The 18,794-nt window shown below is 67.3% G+C and carries 9 protein-coding genes; 5 read left to right on the top strand and 4 right to left on the bottom strand.

What is annotated here, in order from left to right; all coding sequences use genetic code 11:
- Positions 1-128: 128 nt before the first annotated feature.
- Positions 129-5,027, top strand: coding sequence for an alpha-2-macroglobulin family protein (locus ACW9UL_RS19000; RefSeq protein ID WP_457787948.1), 4,899 nt, complete (start codon positions 129-131; stop codon positions 5,025-5,027).
- Between the two features lie 341 nt (positions 5,028-5,368).
- Here the strand turns inward: ACW9UL_RS19000 and ACW9UL_RS18995 are convergent, their stop codons facing one another.
- Positions 5,369-7,657: a VCBS domain-containing protein gene (locus tag ACW9UL_RS18995; RefSeq protein ID WP_457787947.1), complete on the bottom strand. Its 2,289-nt coding sequence runs from the start codon at positions 7,655-7,657 to the stop codon at positions 5,369-5,371.
- 526 nt (positions 7,658-8,183) lie between these two features.
- Between ACW9UL_RS18995 and pbpC the strand changes: the two genes are divergently transcribed.
- Positions 8,184-10,520 carry a peptidoglycan glycosyltransferase PbpC gene (pbpC, locus tag ACW9UL_RS18990; protein WP_457787946.1) on the top strand — a complete coding sequence of 779 codons (2,337 nt, stop codon included), beginning with the start codon at positions 8,184-8,186 and terminating at the stop codon, positions 10,518-10,520.
- Here pbpC and ACW9UL_RS18985 read toward each other — a convergent pair.
- The 3 genes from ACW9UL_RS18985 to ACW9UL_RS18975 all read right to left on the bottom strand — a co-directional run bounded on the left by ACW9UL_RS18985 (position 10,517) and on the right by ACW9UL_RS18975 (position 13,946).
- On the bottom strand, positions 10,517-11,893 hold the full coding sequence (locus ACW9UL_RS18985; RefSeq protein WP_397497938.1) for a nucleobase:cation symporter-2 family protein: 1,377 nt from the start codon (positions 11,891-11,893) through the stop codon (positions 10,517-10,519). The genes pbpC and ACW9UL_RS18985 overlap by 4 nt on opposite strands.
- Before the next feature lie 73 nt (positions 11,894-11,966).
- Positions 11,967-12,767 (bottom strand): outer membrane protein OmpK, encoded by an 801-nt coding sequence (locus ACW9UL_RS18980; protein ID WP_457787945.1) that lies wholly within the window; start codon positions 12,765-12,767, stop codon positions 11,967-11,969.
- Between the two features lie 261 nt (positions 12,768-13,028).
- A complete protein-coding gene (locus tag ACW9UL_RS18975) occupies positions 13,029-13,946 on the bottom strand; it encodes a LysR family transcriptional regulator (protein ID WP_021445326.1) in 918 nt (305 codons plus the stop codon).
- 175 nt (positions 13,947-14,121) lie between these two features.
- Here ACW9UL_RS18975 and aptA point away from each other — a divergent pair, with 175 nt between their 5' ends.
- The 3 genes from aptA to ACW9UL_RS18960 all read left to right on the top strand — a co-directional run bounded on the left by aptA (position 14,122) and on the right by ACW9UL_RS18960 (position 18,007).
- Entirely contained in the window at positions 14,122-15,468 is a 1,347-nt protein-coding gene (gene aptA / locus ACW9UL_RS18970) for an omega-aminotransferase AptA (protein ID WP_397497940.1), read from the top strand.
- 90 nt (positions 15,469-15,558) lie between these two features.
- Positions 15,559-17,055: a CoA-acylating methylmalonate-semialdehyde dehydrogenase gene (locus tag ACW9UL_RS18965; protein ID WP_457787944.1), complete on the top strand. Its 1,497-nt coding sequence runs from the start codon at positions 15,559-15,561 to the stop codon at positions 17,053-17,055.
- Positions 17,056-17,179: 124 nt separating this feature from the next.
- Positions 17,180-18,007: an arylamine N-acetyltransferase family protein gene (locus tag ACW9UL_RS18960; protein WP_457787943.1), complete on the top strand. Its 828-nt coding sequence runs from the start codon at positions 17,180-17,182 to the stop codon at positions 18,005-18,007.
- The last annotated feature ends 787 nt before the right edge of the window (positions 18,008-18,794 follow it).

Below are 18,794 nucleotides of genomic sequence, written 5' to 3'. Positions count from 1 at the left end.
GAAATCGTCGTCGTGCTTGGGCCAGGGAGCTGTGCGCGGCTTGGCGCTTTCGCCGCCGCGCCTCCTCCCTGGGTAGGCGCTCGGCTATAGTTGGGGTTCTCTGCGCCCCCCCTATACCGGAGCCCGCAATGCCGAACAAAGGACTGCTTCTGGCCCTCGCCCTGAGCCTGCTCAGCGCCTGCGATTCATCCCAGGACCCCGCCACCGTCACCAGCACCGTGCCCGCGGCCGAGCAGCAGCGCCCGCCGCAGCCGGCGGTGGATCGCGCCGCGCTGGCCGCGCGCCATGCCGGTCGCGAACTGGAGGTGGTCGACGTGTCCGAGGTGCAACTGGACGGCGCCAGCGCGCTGTCGGTGACCTTCTCCGTGCCGCTCGATCCCGACCAGCCCTTCGCCGAGCGCCTGCACCTGGTCGACAGCAAGGACGGCAAGGTCGACGGCGCCTGGGAACTGTCCGAAAACCTGAGCGAACTGCGCCTGCGCCACCTGGAGCCCAAGCGCAAGCTGGTGCTGACCATCGACGCCGGCCTGCGCGGCATCAATGGCGCCAAGCTTGCCGCCGAGCACGTCAGCCGCCTCGAGACCCGCGACCTGCAGGCCAGCGTCGGTTTCGCCAGCCGCGGCTCGCTGCTGCCGACCCGCCTGGCCGAGGGCCTGCCGGTGATCGCGCTGAACGTCGACAAGGTCAACGTCGAGTTCTTCCGCATCAAGCCCGAGGCGCTGCCGGGCTTCCTCGCCCGCTGGGGGCGCAGCAGCAACCTCGACACCTGGGAGGCGCGCGAGCTGCTGCCGATGGCCGAGCTGGTCTACGGCGGACGTTTCGACCTCAACCCGGCGCGCAACACGCGCGAGACCCTGCTGCTGCCGATCGCCGGCCTGGAGCCGTTCAAGCAGCCCGGGGTGTACCTGGCGGTGATGCGCGAGGCCGGCAGCTACAGCTATTCGCAGCCGGCGACGCTGTTTTCCCTGAGCGACATCGGCCTGTCCGCGCACCGCTACCGCGACCGTCTCGATGTCTTCACCCAGGCCTTGGAAGGTGGCCAGGCGCAGGCCGGGGTGCAGCTCGAGCTGCTCGATGGCGACGGCGCGCTGCTCGCCGAGGGCAAGACCGACGCCGCCGGTCACGCCCAGTTGCCGCTGCCGGCCAAGGCCCAGTTGCTGCTGGCCAAGCAGGGCGAGCAGACCAGCCTGCTGCGCCTCAATGCACCGGCGCTGGACCTGGCCGAATTCGATATCGCCGGGCCCAAGGCGCATCCGCTGCAGCTGTTCGTGTTCGGCCCGCGCGACCTCTATCGCCCCGGCGAGACGGTGCTGCTCAATGCCCTGCTGCGCGACGCCGACGGCAAGCCGGTCAAGGCCCAGCCGGTGAGCGTCGAGGTGCGCCGGCCGGACGAGCAGGTCAGCCGCAAGTTCGTCTGGACGGCGGACGAGGGTGGCCTCTACCAGTACCAGCTGCAGCTGGCCGAGGAGGCGCCCACCGGGCGCTGGCAGCTGCTGCTCGACCTCGGCGACGGCAGCCCGCAGCTGTACGAGTTTCTCGTCGAGGACTTCCTCCCCGAACGCCTGGCCCTGGAACTCAAGGGCCGCGAGCAGCCCTATGCGCCGGGCGACAATCCCGAGTTCGCCGTGACCGGCCGCTACCTCTACGGCGCGCCGGCCGCCGGCAACCGCCTGACCGGCCAGCTCTACGTGCGGCCGCTGCGCGAGGCGGTGGCGAGCCTGCCGGGCTATCAGTTCGGCGACGTCACCGAGGCCGATCTGACTCAGGATCAGGAACTCGACGAGATCAGTCTCGACGACCAGGGCCGTGCCGTGCTGCGCCCGGAAAACCGCTGGGGCGAGGCCAAATCGCCGCTGCGCCTGATCCTCCAGGCCAGCCTGCAGGAATCCGGCGGCCGGCCGATCACCCGGCGCATCGTCCAGCCGGTATGGCCGGCCGAGCGTCTGCCGGGGCTGCGCGGGCTGTTCGACGGCGAGGAGGTGGATGCCGACAGCCTGGCCGAGTTCGAGCTGCTGGTGGCCGATGCCGCCGGCAACAAGCTGGCCGCCGACGACCTGACCGTGCGCCTGGTGCGCGAGCGCCGCGACTACTTCTGGAGCTTCTCCGACGGTGAGGGCTGGCGGCACAACTTCAACGAGAAGTTCCTCACCCTCAGCGAGGAGCCGCTGAGCATCGAGGCCGGCGGCACCGCCAAGGTCAGCTTCCCGGTGGAGTGGGGCCCCTACCGGGTCGAGCTGGTGGACAACCGCACCGGCCTGCTCAGCAGCCTGCGCTTCTGGGCCGGCTACCGCTGGCAGGACAACGCCGAGGGCGGCGCGGTGCGTCCGGACCAGGTCAAGCTGGCATTGGACCAGCCGGCCTATGCGGCGGGCGATGTGGCCAGGATCAGCGTCACCCCGCCGGCCGCCGGCAGCGGCTACCTGTTGCTGGAATCCAGCGAGGGGCCGCTGTGGTGGCAGGAAATCAGCGTGCCGGCGGCAGGCAAGACCTTCGAACTGCCCATAGACCCGGCCTGGGCGCGTCACGACCTGTATCTCAGCGCCCAGGTGGTGCGCCCCGGCGAGCGCAAGGCGCAGGTCACGCCCAAGCGCGCCGTCGGCCTGCTGCACCTGCCGCTGCAGCGTGCGCCGCGCCAGCTGGCGCTGACCCTCGAGGCGCCGGAAAAGATGCGACCCAAGCAGCCGCTGAAGGTCAAGGTCAGTGCGCGCAACGCCGACGGCAGCATCCCCGAGAAAGTGCGGGTGCTGGTCGCCGCGGTGGATGTGGGCATCCTCAATATCACCGATTACGCCACCCCCGATCCCTTCGCCAGTTTCTTCGGGCGCAAGGCCTACGGCGCCGATCAGCTGGACGTCTACGGCCAGCTGATCGAGGGGCAGGGCCGCCTGGCCAGCCTGGCCTTCGGCGGCGACGCCGGCCTGGCCGCCGGCGGCAAGCGCCCGGACACCAGCGTGCTGATCGTCGCCCTGCAGAGCGAAGCGCTGCAGCTCAGCGAGCAGGGCGAGGGCGAAGTCAGCCTGGATATTCCCGACTTCAACGGCGAGCTGCGCCTGATGGCGCAGGCCTGGAGCGACGAGCGCTTCGGCATGGCCGAGGCCAAGACGCTGGTCGCCGCGCCGCTGATCGCCGAGCTGTCGATGCCGCGCTTTCTCGCTGGCGGCGACGAAACCAGCCTGGCGCTGGATTTGACCAACCTCTCCGGCGCCGAGCAGCAGCTCGACGTACGGGTGGACGTGGATGGCCAGCTGCGCCTGCTGCAGCGCGGCGAGGCGCCGATCCAGCTGGCCGACGGCCAGCGCACCACCCTGCGCATCCCGGTGCGCGCCGAGGGCGGCCTGGGCCAGGGGCGTATCCATGTCGAGGTGCAGGGTCTGGCGCTGCCGGGTGAGGAACTCGGCGACTTCAGCCGCGAATGGACCCTGGGCATTCGCCCGGCCTATCCGGCGCAGCTGCGGCATTTCCGTGCGGTGCTCGGCGAGGGCGAGCCCTGGAGCCTGCCGGCCGGCAGCCTGGCGGCGTTCGAGCCGGCCGGGCTGGAAGCGCTGCTGGCGCTGTCGAGCCGGCCGCCGCTGAACCTCGGCGAGCAGATCCGCGCGCTCAAGGCTTACCCCTACGGCTGTCTGGAGCAGACCACCAGCGGCCTCTACCCCTCGCTCTACGCCGACGCCGCCAGCCTCGAGCGTCTCGGCCTGGCAGGCGAGCCGGACGAGCAGCGCCGCAAGAGCATCGAGCTGGGCATCGAACGTCTGCTCGGCATGCAGCGCCACAGCGGCGGCTTCGGCCTGTGGAGCGCCGAGAGCGAAGAGGAATACTGGCTCACCGCCTATGTCACCGATTTCCTCCTGCGTGCCCGCGAGCAGGGCTTCGGCGTGCCGGCCGAGGCGCTGAAGAAGGCCAGCGACCGTCTGCTGCGTTACCTGCAGCAGAGCAGCCTGATCGAGGCCAGTTACAGCGAGGACTTCGCCCACACCCGCTTCGCCGTGCAGGCTTATGCCGGCTACGTCCTGGCGCGCAGCCAGCAGGCGCCGCTGGGCGCGCTGCGCAGCCTGTTCGAGCGGCGCAGCGAGGCGCGTTCCGGCCTGCCGCTGGTGCAGCTGGCGGCTGCGCTGAAGCTGATGGGCGACGCGCCGCGCGGCGAGCAGGCGCTGGCCCAGGGCCTGATCCAGCCGCGCGACGGCGAGCGCTGGATGGCCGACTACGGCAGCGCGCTGCGCGACCAGGCGCTGATCCTCTCCGTGCTGGAGGAACACGACCTGGCCGCCGGCCAGCGCGAGCAGCGGCTGTTCGACCTGGCCGACGAGCTGGCCGGCCAGCGCTGGCTGTCGACCCAGGAGCGCAACGCCCTGTTCCTCGCCGGTCGCGGCCTGCTCGGCCAGCCGGAGCAGCCCTGGCGCGCTGCGCTTTCCAGTGGTGCCTTCCAGTTCGACCTGAGCGAGCGGCAACCGGGCATCAAGCTGGAACGCGGCGAGCTGGCCGAGCCGCTGAGCGTCAGCAATGCCGGCAGTGCCAAGCTCTACCAGCAGCTGACCCTGTCCGGCTACCCGGCGCAGCCGCCGGCGGCCGGCGGCGACAACCTCAGCATCGAGCGCGAATATCTGGGCATGGACGGCCGCCCGCTCGACCTGCAGCGGCTGACGAGCGGCGAGCTGGTGCTGGTGCACCTGGCGGTGCGCGCCAAGCAGCGCGTGCCGGACGCCCTGGTGGTGGACCTGCTGCCCGCCGGCCTGGAGCTGGAGAACCAGAACCTGGCGCAGAGCGCGGCGAGCCTGGATGAGGCCGGCAGCCAGGTCAAGGAATGGCGCCAGGCGATGCAGAACGCGCGGATCAAGCACCAGGAATACCGCGGCGACCGTTACGTGGCGGCGCTGGACGTGGACGGCTACGGCACTACCCACCTGCTCTACCTGGCCCGCGCGGTGACCCCGGGCAGCTACCGCGTACCGCCGCCGCAGGTGGAGTCGATGTACCGGCCGAGCTGGCAGGCGCTGGGCAGTGCGCCGGCGTCTCTGGTGGTGGAGGAGAGGTGAAGCCTACCCTAGCCCTGCTCCCATAAGCGGGGGCAAGGCTGGGGAGCGGATGGCAGGGGGCGCTCATCTGCCGGCTATCGCTTGGCCGGCGCTGGTTCGGCGACCGCAACAGCGTGTGGCTTTCGTCGGCAAGCGCGGACGTTGTTTCGCCCTATCACGTGGAAGCGTTGCTGACCTACGAGGGCCGCTAGCCACGCCCGCATCTCGGATCATCCCGCTGGCGCTGGGCGGGAGCGCCTTGGCCAGAGCAAAGCGGGCTATCGGCGAGTGGGGCGGTTCGCTCCCTTAGTCGGCACGGGAGGGCGTTAAGCCCTCCCGGTCAGCCCCTGTCCACTGCGGAGTCAGACCGCCAGGGTATGGTCGACATCGCCGAACCACGCGCGCACCAGGTCGGAGCCGGTGGTGCCGTAGTTGGTCAGCACCGCCACATCGGCGAAGCTTGGCCCACCCGTAGCCCCGTTTACATCCACCTGAACGGTGATATCGGCGCCTGTCTGAACTAGTTTGACGAAGTCCGATACCTGGCTTCCAGAAACGAAATTAGCATTGAGCAGGGCCGAGAGATCGAGCTTGTCGCCTTCGGCGAAGCTGTAGTCGAGAATCTGGTCCAGATTGGATGCTCCGGTTGTTTCCGCGAATACGAAGGTGTCGGCCCCGGCGCCGCCTATCAGGGTGTCGTTCCCTAGCCCGCCGATCAGGATGTCGTCGCCGTCGCCGCCCACAAGGGTATCGAGGCCAGCTCCGCCTTGCAGACTATCGTTGCCAGCTCCGCCTACCAGCAGGTCGTTGTCATTGCGGCCGATCAAGGTGTCGTTGCCGTTATTACCGAACAACAGATCCCTGCCGCTGGCCCCACCTCCGCCATCAATTGTCTGGGCAGTGGAAGTGCCGGCGATAACGTCGTTGCTGTTGCCGTTGTTGGCGACGAAGTCGTTACCAGAGAAGATCTTGTAGTCACCTTCCAGGGCGTAGCCGAAATAGCTTTGCCCAGCGGCAAAGGTGATAGTTTCAACTGCATTGGCGGAAGCACCGAAGTGATTGAGCACTGTGATGTGCTGGTCGTTGATGGTGATCGCCAGGTCATTGCCGACTTTCTCGAAGTTAAGCGATGTCAGCGTGACATTATCTCCGGTGATTTGAATCGCATCGTTGTTGCTCCCGGGGTCGGTAATGGTAGAGACCCCACTGGCCGCTGCGTTGAAGCTGAACGTATTGGGGCCTGTGGTACCGGTGAACGCGGTGACATCGTTCAGTCCGTGAATGGTCACTTCCACCAATTGCGATGCGCTGCCATCGAATGATACGGCGGTAAAGCTGTCGGTCAGCATTTGCCCGGTCTGCAAAGCCTGAATCGCCGCCAGGCTGTTGTTGACCGAGTAGGTCCAGTTGCCGGAGGCCGTGAGTGTGAAGCTGCCATAAGTTCCAGCCACCGTTGGCTGTGCCTGGAACGACGACTGGCCGGCATCGGCATCGTTAATCGTGAGCGCGCCACTGGTTGTGAGTTTGCCGGCCACGACGTTTGTGTCTTCCTGAACGCTGCCTGTCGAAATGCCGCTGATCAACGGTATGTCGTTGGTGCCGGTGATGGTGATGGTCACGTCCTGGGTGGCGGTGGCGCCCTGGTCGTCGGTGACGGTGACGGTGAAGGTTTCGCTCACCTCCTGGCCGGCGGCCAGGGATTGGGCGGCGGCGTTGTCCAGGGAGTAGGTCCACTCACCGGTCGTGGCATCGACCGCGAAGCTGCCGTAGGCGCTGCTGGCATTGCCGCTGAAGCTGAGGGTGGCGCCGTCATCGACATCGCTGGCGGTGACCTGGCCGGCGGCGCCGAGGGTACCGTCCTCGCTGACGGCGCCGGTCTGGGTTGAACTGGTGATCAGCGGCGCATCGTTGGTGCCGGTGATGGTGATGGTCACGTCCTGGGTGGCGGTGGCGCCCTGGTCGTCGGTGACGGTGACGGTGAAGGTTTCGCTCACCTCCTGGCCGGCGGCCAGGGATTGGGCGGCGGCGTTGTCCAGGGAGTAGGTCCACTCACCGGTCGTGGCATCGACCGCGAAGCTGCCGTAGGCGCTGCTGGCATTGCCGCTGAAGCTGAGGGTGGCGCCGTCATCGACATCGCTGGCGGTGACCTGGCCGGCGGCGCCGAGGGTACCGTCCTCGCTGACGGCGCCGGTCTGGGTCGAACTGGTGATCAGCGGCGCATCGTTCACCCCTCTAATCTCGACCGTCGCCGTGGCCCAACTCAGCGTGCCGTTGCCTAGGCGGATGGCGTAGGTGAAGCTGTCGTAACCGATCTCGCCTGCACCCAGTGAGACGAAGTGCGCCCTGCTCGTATCTGTCATGGTGTAGGCAACTGTGCCGTCGGCCATGATGGCGATGTGCGCACCATACTGGCTGACGTTGTTGACCCCCACTAGATCCTTCATTAGCAGGTCCGCTGAAGTGGCCGAGCCTTCGTTCTCTATGCCGTCATCCAGGGAGTAGAGCGTTTTGGCCTTACCGCCCAGGTCGTTGGCCATCACCGCCAGAATAATGGTCTCAGTCGAGTTCTCGGTGAGGCCAGTCTGGGTGGCGGTGTAGTAATCGTCCACCGCCTGTGGAGTATTGGTGAAAGACACTGTGGAGATGGCCATGACTACTTCCTCTCTTATCGAAACGCGGCTCGGCAGCGGCGCAGGTATAGGTGAAAGAACCTTCTTACTTACGTGGCCTTTTAGAAGTGGTGCAGCTCTCCCATCATCCAGAGCGGGTACTTCATACTCGTCGTCTCCGTAGCGGAAAGGCATAGGTCCGCCGGAGTGAGCAGTGGAGTGAACAGGGGCTGTAAAGCGAGCCTGCCGGCGAAGCGCGGGGCTCGAAAAAATGCGCCCGTAAGAACTCCTGCGGCAGGGTGCTGAGCCCTCTACTGGGAGGGCCTTCAGCCTGCGGCCGATCTGGGTATGGTGTCAGTTTGATATTGGTTTAGGTCAGTGCCGAGGCGTTGTAAAGCTGCTGAAATAGCCAATAGACAGAATTTCGACGGCTGGCGTTGTCTGTCTGGTTGGTTGAAAAAATATTCGTCAAATTAATGACTTTAAGCTGTCGCTCGTACCTTCAGCTATTACGGAAAATTGATTAATTACAAGTTCTTAGAGGTTTTTGGTGCTTGCGAACCATTGGATGAGGCCGAGTGCTGGAGTGGGGCGTCGATATCGGCTTGTAACGCTGCCGATACTGGTGCTGTCGCTGCTCTGGCTCGCCGACCGCCTGTTCCCGCTGCCACTGCCCGAGGACGATCTGGCCCGCGTGGTGCTGGCCGAGGACGGCACGCCGCTGTGGCGCTTCGCCGATCGCGACGGCGTATGGCGCTACCCGGTGACCCCGGACCAGGTCTCGCCCTATTACCTCGAAGCGCTGCTGACCTACGAGGATCGCTGGTTCCGCCTGCACCCCGGGGTCAACCCGCTGGCCCTGGCCCGCGCAGCCTGGCAGAACCTCAGCGGCGGGCGCGTGGTGTCCGGCGGTAGCACCTTGTCGATGCAGGTGGCGCGCCTGCTCGATCCGCATGGCCGCGACCTGCCCGGCAAGCTCAAGCAGCTGTGGCGCACCGCGCAGCTGGAGTGGCACCTGTCCAAGGACGAGATCCTCGCCCTGTATCTGAATCGCGCGCCCTTCGGCGGCACCCTGGAGGGCGTGGCGGCGGCCAGCTGGAGCTACCTGGGCAAGCCGCCGAGCCAGCTCACTCGCGCCGAGGCCGCATTGCTCGCGGTGCTGCCGCAGGCGCCCAGTCGGCTGCGGCCGGATCGTCACCCCGAGCGCGCCCAGGCCGCGCGCGACAAGGTGCTGCGGCGTCTGGCCGAGTTCCGCGTATGGCCGCAGACGCAGGTGGACGAGGCGCTGGAGGAGCCGGTATTCCTCGCCCCACGCCGCGAGCCTAGTCTGGCGCCCTTGCTGGCGCGGCGGCTGAACCGCGCCGGCAGTCCGCCGCTGATCCGCACCACCCTCGACGCCGGCCTGCAATTGCGCCTGGAAGACCTGCTGCTGGGCTGGCGTGCGCGCCTGCCCGAGCGCACCTCGGCGGCGATCCTGGTGGTGGAGCACCAGAGCATGGCGGTGCGCGCCTACCTCGGCTCGGCGGATATCGGCGATGCCACGCGCTTCGGCCACGTCGACATGGTGCGCGCGTTGCGCTCGCCCGGCTCGACGCTCAAGCCATTCCTCTACGGCATGGCCCTGGACGCCGGGTTGATCCACTCCGAGTCGCTGCTGCAGGACGTGCCGCGGCATTACGGCGACTACCGTCCCGGCAACTTCGCCGTCGGCTTCAGCGGCCCGGTGTCGGCCAGCGAGGCGCTGGCCACCTCGCTCAACCTGCCGGCGGTGCAGCTACTGGAGGCCTACGGGCCGAAGCGCTTCGCCGGCGAGCTGCGCGGCGCCGGCGTGCCGATTCGCCTGCCGGCATTGGCCGAGCCCAACCTGGCGTTGATCCTCGGCGGTGGCGGCACCCGCCTGGAGGCGCTGCTGGCCGGCTACAGCGCCTTCGCCCGTGGCGGCCTGGCGGCGCGGCCGCGCCTGCAGCCGGACGATGAGCTGCGCGAGCGGCGCTTGCTGTCGCCCGGTGCGGCCTGGATAGTGCGGCGCATCCTCAGCGGCCAGGCGCGCCCGGATCGCGACCCGCGCGCGCAGCTCGTGCAACGGCCGAGCCTGGCCTGGAAGACCGGCACCAGCTACGGCTTTCGCGATGCCTGGGCCATCGGCGTCGGCCCGCGCCACCTGATTGGCATCTGGATCGGTCGCCCGGACGGCACCCCGGTGCCCGGCCAGTTCGGCCTGGCCTCGGCGGCGCCGCTGCTGCTGCAGGTGCACGATCTGCTGGTCAACCGCGACAGCCAGCGCGGCATCGCCGCGCCGGCCGATCCGCAGCCGGCCGAGGTCGGCGTCGCCGCCATCTGCTGGCCGCTGGGCCAGCCCCTGGACAGGGACGATCCTAACTGCCGGCGCCTGCGCTTCGCCTGGACCCTGCAGGGCACCACGCCGCCGACCCTGCTGGCCGCCGACCAGCCGCTGGGCAGCGGTCTGCGCGAGCCGCTGTGGCTCAATCCCCGCGGCCGTCGCGTCGCCCCGGGCTGCGCCCAGGCCGAGCGTCGCGAGCTGGCGCTATGGCCGGCGCCGCTGGAACCCTGGTTGCCGCGCCGCGAACGACGCAGCGCGCGCCTGCCGGCGGCCGATCGTGCCTGTCCGCCGCCGACGCCGGCCCAGGTGGCGCCGCTGTCCATCGTCGGCGTGCGTGAGGGCGATCGCCTGCGCCGACCGCAGGGCGACGCCGAACCGCTGCGCCTGAGCCTGTCGACCCTGGGCGGCAGCGGCCGACGCTGGTGGTTCGTCGACGGCCGGCCGCTGGGCGATAGCGCCGCCGGGGCGCCCTTCGCCCATGCGTTCGCGGTCGGCCGGCACCAGCTCAGCGTGCTCGACGAGGGCGGCCAGACCGCCCGCCTGGAATTCAGCGTCGAGCCTTAGCCAGCCGCCTCCTGTTCCTGCGCGCTCGCGGCGGGGGACTCCAGCGGCAGCAGCAGATTCATCAGGATGGCGGTCAGGCCGCCGCTGGTGATCGCCGAGCCGAACAGGTTCTGCACCAGCGTGGGCATCTGGCCGAGCAGCTCGGGCTGGCTGGACACGCCCAGGCCGATGCCGAAGCTGGTGGCCATGATCAGCAGGCTGCGCCTATCCAGCGGCGCCTGGGCGAGGATGCGGATGCCGGCGGCGGCGACCGTGCCGAACATCACCAGGGTGGCGCCACCGAGCACTGGCTTGGGAATCTGCTGGAGGATGGCGCCGAGCAGCGGGAACAGGCCGAGGACCACCAGGATCGCGCCGATGTAGTAGCCGACGTGGCGGCTGGCCACGCCGGACAGCTGGATCACGCCGTTGTTCTGGCTGAAGGTGGTGTTGGGGAAGGTGTTGAACACCGCGGCGATCAGCGAGCTGACGCCGTCGCCGAACACCCCGCCCTTGATCCGTTGCAGGTATTGCGGGCCCTTGATCGGCTGCCTGGAGATCATGCAGTTGGCGGTCAGGTCGCCGGTGGTTTCGATGGCGGTGATCAGGTAGATCAGCGCCACCGGGACGAAGGCCATCCAGTCGAAGTCGAAGCCGTAGCGAAAGGGGATCGGCAGGCTCAGCAGCGGCAGATCGGGCAACGGCTTGGGCACCAGCACGCCGCCGGACCAGGCGGCCAGCGAGCCGACCAGCAGGCCGATGATGATCGCCGACAGGCGCAGCCAGGGGTTGTTCAGGCGATTGAGCACGATGATGGTGACCAGCACCAGGGCGCCCAGGGCCAGGTTGATCGGCGCGCCGAAGTTCTCGGCCTTGGCGCCGCCGCCGACGTCGGTGATGCCGACCTTGATCAGGCTGACGCCGATGATGGTGATGACGATGCCGGTCACCAGGGGCGTGACGATGCGCTGCAGGCGGCCGATGAAGCGGCTCAATACCATCTCGATGAACGCGCCGAAAAAGCACACGCCGAAGATCATCGCCAGGATGTCGTCCGGGCTGCCGCCGCGCGCCTTGACCATCAACCCGGCGGCCAGCACGGCGCTGAGGAAGGCGAAGCTGGTGCCCTGCACGCAGATCATCCCGGCGCCTATACCGAACGGCCGGCGCGCCTGGATCAGGGTGCCGACGCCGGACACCATCAGGCCCATGCTGATCAGGTAGGGCAGCTGTTCATGCAGGCCGAGCACGCCACCGATGATCAGGGTCGGGGTGACGATGCCGACGAAGCAGGCGAGTACATGCTGCAAGGCGGCGAAGAAGGCCGGCAGCGGCGCCGGACGGTCGTCCAGGCCGTAGAGCAGTTCGGAGCTGGGGTGCAATTGGCTGGTCATGGGGGCATTCCCGTGGTGAGTCTGGAAGTGGCTGCAAAACGCCGACCAGCCAGTGCCGGTCGGGTGCTGTGGATCAGAAATGCACTTTCAGCAGCAGGCTGGCGGTGTTCTGGTTGGTGGTGAAGGCCGCCGAGTCCTGGATGCCGTACTTGTCCTTCCAGTAGCTGTACTCCACCCCGACGTAGAACTGCTTGTCGCCCCAGTCCATGGCCTTGCCCAGGTCGTACTTGATCTGCGGGTTGAAGTGGTAGTTGCTGTGATAGCTGGCGTCGTTGTCCACCACCCAGTCGATGTAGCCGTCGATGAGAATGTCCGACTTGCCGGCCGGCAGGGTGTAGGACCAGCTCGGGGTGACCTGCCAGACGCCGCTGCCATCGGGGTTGCCGTCGCCGTCGCGGTCGGGGCGATTGCCGTCAGGGGTACGGTAGTAGAAGTTCAGCTTGAAGAAGTTGAAGCCGGGGACGTTGAGATCGAAGCCCGGGCCGATCAGGTAGGCCTCGGTCTCGTCCTCGCCGAACTCGTAGGTGGTCGCCAGCAACACATCCTTGATCGGGCCGAACGACAGGTCCTGGCCCAGCAGCTTGCCGAACGACAGGCGCGGGCTCAGTTCACCGTAGAAACTGCGCGAATCCCCGGCGCCGTTCTGCGCGCCGTTGAAGAACTTCTGGTCGACGAAGAAGAACAGATCGCCCCAGCTCCAGCCGCTGGCGTGCTCGAAGGTGAGGGTCTGCTGAATCGCCGGCTCCACCTTGAAGTTCTTGCCATAGAGGTAGGAGAGGCTGTTGTTCTGCCAAAGCAGCGGGCCATCGGCCTGGGCCTGGGTCGCCAGCAGCAGGCTGCTGGCGGCGAGCAGGGTCGCGCGAGTAGGGTTCATCTGGGCTCCTGAGATCAGCGTGTTTTTCTAGTTTTCCTGGCCGTTTGGTCAGGTCGCTGCCCGGGTGCAAAAAGCTGTCCAACTGATCAGCTTGTGCGCAAAATCGTGTTCAACTTTGGCAAAAGCCCTGTCGCATCAGCTGCATACGATTGTTCGTGACCTGGTGTTCATTTCTTTCGGCAGGCTCCCGGGCGCGGCGGCGCCCCGCGATAGGGCGGCCTGCACTCAAGTGGAGCCTGAGGCGCGGACGGACCCGCCCGCTCAGGATTCGGCCAGCGCCTCGAGAAAACTTTCCAGCACCAGGTGCGCGCGGCGGCCCTTGCGCGTCACCGCCGCCAGGCTGATGTCGTAGAAGCGGCTGGCGGCCTTGAGCGCGCGCAGACGGCCCTGCTGCACCCAGGCCTGGGCGTAGTGGTCGGGCAGGTAGCCGATATAGCGTCCGGTGAGGATGAGAAAGGCCATGCCCTCGCGGTCCGAGGCGCTGGCCGTGCAGTTCAGCGCCTGGTAGTGGTTCTGCACCTCCGGCGGCAGGCGGAAGGTCGGGGCGATGGCCTCCTGGGCGTTGAGGCGCTCGTCCTCCAGCTGCTGGTCGTCGACGTAGAAGAGCGGATGGCCGACCGCGCAGTAGAGCAGCGAGCGCTCGTCGTACAGGGTCTGGTACTCCAGGCCGGACAGCGCGCCGACCTGCGGCACCACGCCGACGTGCAGGCGGCCGTCGAGCACGCCCTGTTCCACCTCCGACGGCGGCGTCATGCGGATATGGATGCGCACGTCCGGGCCCTGCGCCTTGAGCCGCGCCAGGGCGTTGGTGATGCGCATGTGCGGGATGGTCACCAGGTTGTCGGTCAGGCCGATGTTCAGCTCGCCGCGCAGATGGCGGTGCAGGCCGTTGACCTCGGTGCGAAAGCTCTCCAGCGCCGCCAGTAGCTGCAGGGTGCTCTGGTACACCTCGCGGCCTTCCTCGGTCAGGGCGAAGCCGGCGCGGCCGCGCTGGCACAGGCGCAGGCCGAGGCGCTGCTCCAGGTCGCTCATCTGCTGGCTGATGGCCGAACGGCCGATGCCCAGCGCACTTTCCGCGGCGGAAAAACCGCCGCATTCCACCACGCTGCGAAACAGCTTGAGCAGGCGGATTTCAAAGTCGCTGACCTGGGCCAGCGGATCGGGGCGGCGGCTGCTCATTTGTTTAGTAAGCCTTTAACTGAAGATAAGAAGAGTGCTGTTTTACTGACTCTATGCCCGTGGCACCTTTGCTGGCAACAGATGCCATATCTGTGGGAGGCGCTTCAGCGGCGACAGTCGCGGCTAAAGCCCCTCCCACACCGCTCCGATCACGCCGCCACTGCCGAGGCTCCCTATGAACATGCCGCAGACCGCCACCCCCTCCCTGGCCAGCCAGCTCAAGCTGGATGCCCACTGGATGCCGTTTTCCGCCAACCGCCAGTTCCAGCGCGACCCGCGGATCATCGTCGGTGCCGAAGGCAGCTGGCTGTTCGACGATGCCGGCCGCAAGATCTACGACAGCCTGTCCGGCCTGTGGACCTGCGGCGCCGGCCACTCGCGCAAGGAAATCCAGGAGGCGGTGGCCAAGCAGCTCGGCACCCTCGACTACTCGCCGGGCTTCCAGTACGGCCACCCCTTGTCCTTCCAGTTGGCCGAGCAGATCGCCGACCTGATGCCGGGCGAGCTCAACCACGTGTTCTTCACCGGCTCCGGCTCCGAGTGCGCCGACACCGCGGTGAAGATGGCCAAGGCCTACTGGCGCCTGAAAGGCCAGCCGGCCAAGACCAAGTTCATCGGCCGCGCCCGCGGCTACCACGGCGTCAACATCGCCGGCACCTCGCTCGGCGGCATCGGCGGCAACCGCAAGATGTACGGCCAGTTCATGGACGTCGACCACCTGCCACACACCCTGCAGCCGCACCTGGCCTACACCAACGGCATGGCCGAGAGCGGCGGCGTCGAGCTGGCCAACGAGCTGCTCAAGCTGATCGAGCTGCACGACGCCTCCAACATCGCCGCGGTGATAGTCGAGCCGATGTCCGGCTCGGCCGGCGTCATCGTGCCGCCCAAGGGCTACCTGCAGCGGCTGCGCGAGATCTGCACCCAGCACAATATCCTGCTGATCTTCGACGAGGTGATCACGGCATTTGGGCGGATGGGTAAATGGAGCGGCGCGGAATACTTCGGCGTCACCCCGGACATCATCAACGCGGCCAAGCAGATCACCAACGGCGCCGTGCCGCTCGGCGCGGTGGTGGCCTCCAGCGAGATCTACAACACCTTCATGCAGCAGCCGTCGCCCGAGCATATGGTCGAGTTCACCCACGGCTACACCTACTCGGCCCACCCGGTGGCCTGCGCCGCCGGCCTGGCCTCGCTGGAGCTGCTCAAACGCGAGAACCTGATCCAGCAGGCGGCCGAGCTGGCGCCGCAGTTCGGCCAGGCGCTGCATGGCCTCAAGGGCAGCAAGCACGTGGTCGACATCCGCAACTGCGGCCTGGCCGGCGCCATCCAGATCGCCGCGCGCGACGGCGACCCGGTGATCCGCCCGTTCGAGGCCGGGCTGAAACTGTGGAAGGCCGGCTTCTACGTGCGCTTCGGTGGCGACACCCTGCAGTTCGGGCCGACCTTCAACGCCCGGATGGACGACCTCGACCGCCTGTTCAACGCCGTCGGTGAGACCCTGAACAGCCTGGACTGACGCCTTTTCTCCCCACTTCCTTATAGGGGAGTGGGGCCGGGGAGAGGGCCTCAGGCCCACCCCGCAATTCATTCGATAACGGAGAGCCCCATGAGCCTTATCCCGCACCTGATCAACGGCGAACGCGTCGCCGGCAACGAACGCAGCGCCCCGGTGTTCAACCCCTCCACCGGCGAATCGACCCGCCAGGTCGGCCTCGCCGACCGCGCCACCATGCAGTTGGCCATCGACGCCGCCAAGGCCGCCTTCCCGGCCTGGCGCAACACCCCGCCGGCCAAGCGCGCGCAGATCATGTTCCGCTTCAAGCAGCTGCTGGAACAGAACGAGAACGAAATCGCCCAACTGATCAGCGCCGAGCACGGCAAGACCATCGAGGACGCCATCGGCGAGCTCAAGCGCGGCATCGAGAACGTCGAGTTCGCCTGCGCCGCCCCGGAACTCCTCAAGGGTGAATACAGCCGCAACGTCGGCCCGAACATCGACGCCTGGAGCGACCTGCAACCGATCGGCGTGGTCGCCGGCATCACCCCGTTCAACTTCCCGGCCATGGTGCCGCTGTGGATGTACCCGCTGGCCATCGTCTGCGGCAACTGCTTCATCTTGAAGCCGTCCGAGCGCGACCCCAGCTCCACCCTGTTGATCGCCGAACTGGCGCAGCAGGCCGGCCTGCCCAAAGGCGTGCTCAACGTGGTCAACGGCGACAAGGACGCGGTCGACGCCCTGATCCAAGCGCCCGAGGTCAAGGCGCTGAGCTTCGTCGGCTCGACGCCGATCGCCGAGTACATTTACAGCGAGGGCACCAAGCGCGGCAAGCGCGTGCAGGCCCTCGGCGGCGCCAAGAACCACGCCGTGCTGATGCCCGACGCCGACCTGGACAACGCCGTCAGCGCGCTCATGGGCGCCGCCTACGGCTCCTGCGGCGAGCGCTGCATGGCCATCTCGGTGGCCGTGTGCGTGGGCGACCAGATCGCCGACGCGCTGGTCGACAAGATAGTGCCGCAGATCAAGGCGCTGAAGATCGGCGCCGGCACCCAGTGCGGCCTGGACATGGGCCCGCTGGTCACCGCCGCGGCGCGCGACAAGGTGGTCGGCTATATCGACGACGGCGTCAAGGCCGGCGCCGAGCTGGTGGTGGACGGTCGCGGCTACCGCGTCGCCGGGCATGAGGACGGCTACTTCGTCGGCGGCACCCTGTTCGACAAGGTGACCCCGGAGATGGCCATCTACACCGACGAAATCTTCGGCCCGGTGCTGTGCATCGTCCGCGTCGGCAGCCTGGAAGAGGCCATGCAGCTGATCAACGACCACGAGTACGGCAACGGCACCTGCATCTTCACCCGCGACGGCGAAGCGGCGCGGCTGTTCTGCGACGAAATCGAAGTGGGCATGGTCGGCGTCAACGTGCCGCTGCCGGTGCCGGTGGCCTACCACAGCTTCGGCGGCTGGAAGCGCTCGCTGTTCGGCGACCTGCACGCCTACGGCCCGGACGGCGTGCGCTTCTACACCCGCAAGAAGGCCATCACCCAACGCTGGCCGGCGCGCAAGAGCCACGAGGCGGCGCAGTTCGCCTTCCCCAGCAATGGCTGAGGTGAGCTGAAGCGTTGCAGCAGAGGCCGGTCGCAAGACCGGCCTTTTTGCTATCGGCCCCATGCGTATCTCCCTGCGGCCGCCTCTGGTACAACAGCCGGCAGGTAGAAAAGGGAGATGCACGATGACCGAAGCATTCAAACTGGAGCTGCACACATACCTCGAGCGCCTGGGTTACTCCTCGGCGCCACCTCCGACCCTCGACACCCTGCGCGAGCTGCAGGCGCGGCATACCGCCGAGTTCCCCTTCGAAACCCTGGCGAGCATGCTGCGCGTGCCGGTGCAGGTCGAACCCGCCGCGATTCAGGACAAGCTGCTGCGTCAGGGGCGCGGCGGTTACTGCTTCGAGCTCAACCGCCTGTTTCTGCTGCTGTTGCAGGCGCTGGGCTTCGACGCGCGCGGCCTGACCGGGCGGGTGGTGATGGGCGGGCCGGAGGATGCCCAGCCGGCGCGCACCCATATGCTGGTGCTGGTGACCCTGGACGGCGTGCGCTACATCGCCGACGTCGGCTTCGGCGGCATGGTGCCGACCGGCCCGCTGCGGCTGGACAGCGAGGCGCAGCAGGCCACGCCGCACGAGCCCTACCGCCTCAGCCTGGTGGACGGCACCTATACCCTGCGGGCGCTGGTGGCCGGCAGCTGGCGGGCGATGTACCTGTTCGATCTGCAGAAGGTGGCGGATATCGATTACGTGGTCGGCAACTGGTACGTGTGCACCCATCCGGATTCGCCCTTTCTCGGCCAGATGATCGCCGCCCGCACCGGGCCGGGCCTGCGCAAGACGCTGAACAATGGCAGCTTCGCCATCCATCGCCTGGGGCAGGACAGCGAGCGGGTGCAGCTGCAGAGCGTCGATGCGGTGCTGGAGGTATTGCGCGATGAGTTCGGCATTCGGGTGCCGGAGCATCCCGAGTTGCGCGGGATTATCGAGAGGTTGATTGCGGGGGCGTGAGCTGAGGCCTGCTCGTATCCCCGGCCGCTAACCCCTTGTGGGAGGGGCTTTAGCCGCGACCTTAGGTGGCTTGTCCGTAGGAGCAGCTTCAGCCGCGAAAGCTCAGGCAGCCACCTGATATCGCCGAAAGGACGCGATTAGTCCCCCTTTCCCGTTCACTGGATAGGGGTGGGGATGTTCCGAAATAGCCGTTTACCGTCACTCCCGCGAAGGCGGGAGCCCAGGGACTAAGGTGGTCATGGATTATTTCCCTTCGGGCCAGCGCAAGCGCTGTTCAGCGATAAAGCTGCTGTCCCGCCTGCACGGGAATGACGACTATTTCTTCAGAGTTTCTGTTGGTTGTTGCTGGGGGATTGCACTACGGCGCCGCCTTCTTATCGCCTGACACTAAGGTTTCGCCCTTACGGCGAGTCCCTTTTGGCAAACGCCCCAAAAGGAACCAAAAGGTCTGTGCCCCGCCATCCGGATCTCGCTGCGCTCGAATCCCCTCACTCCATCGTTGCTCCAGGGGCCGGCGTACAAGGGCCGTCCGGCCCTTTACGCGGGGCCGCCATCGGTATCTCGCCGCATCCATGCGGCTCGCGCCTTCCGCAACGATTCCGCTCGGCCTCCTGAAGGGGCGTTTGGCGGCGCCTGATCGTTCTGTGCAGGACTACCAGAAGCCAAGCTGCAGGGCGGGTGTAACCCATGGCTTTCCGCAGTTGGGTCCACGAATCTGGTAGGCGACGCGATTCTTGATCCCGTCAGGAGGCCGAGTGGAGGTGCTGTGGAGAGGGGCGTTTGGCAT

Source organism: Pseudomonas sp. PL-6 (assembly GCF_054110165.1).
This window is presented reverse-complemented; position numbering and strand designations above follow the sequence as displayed.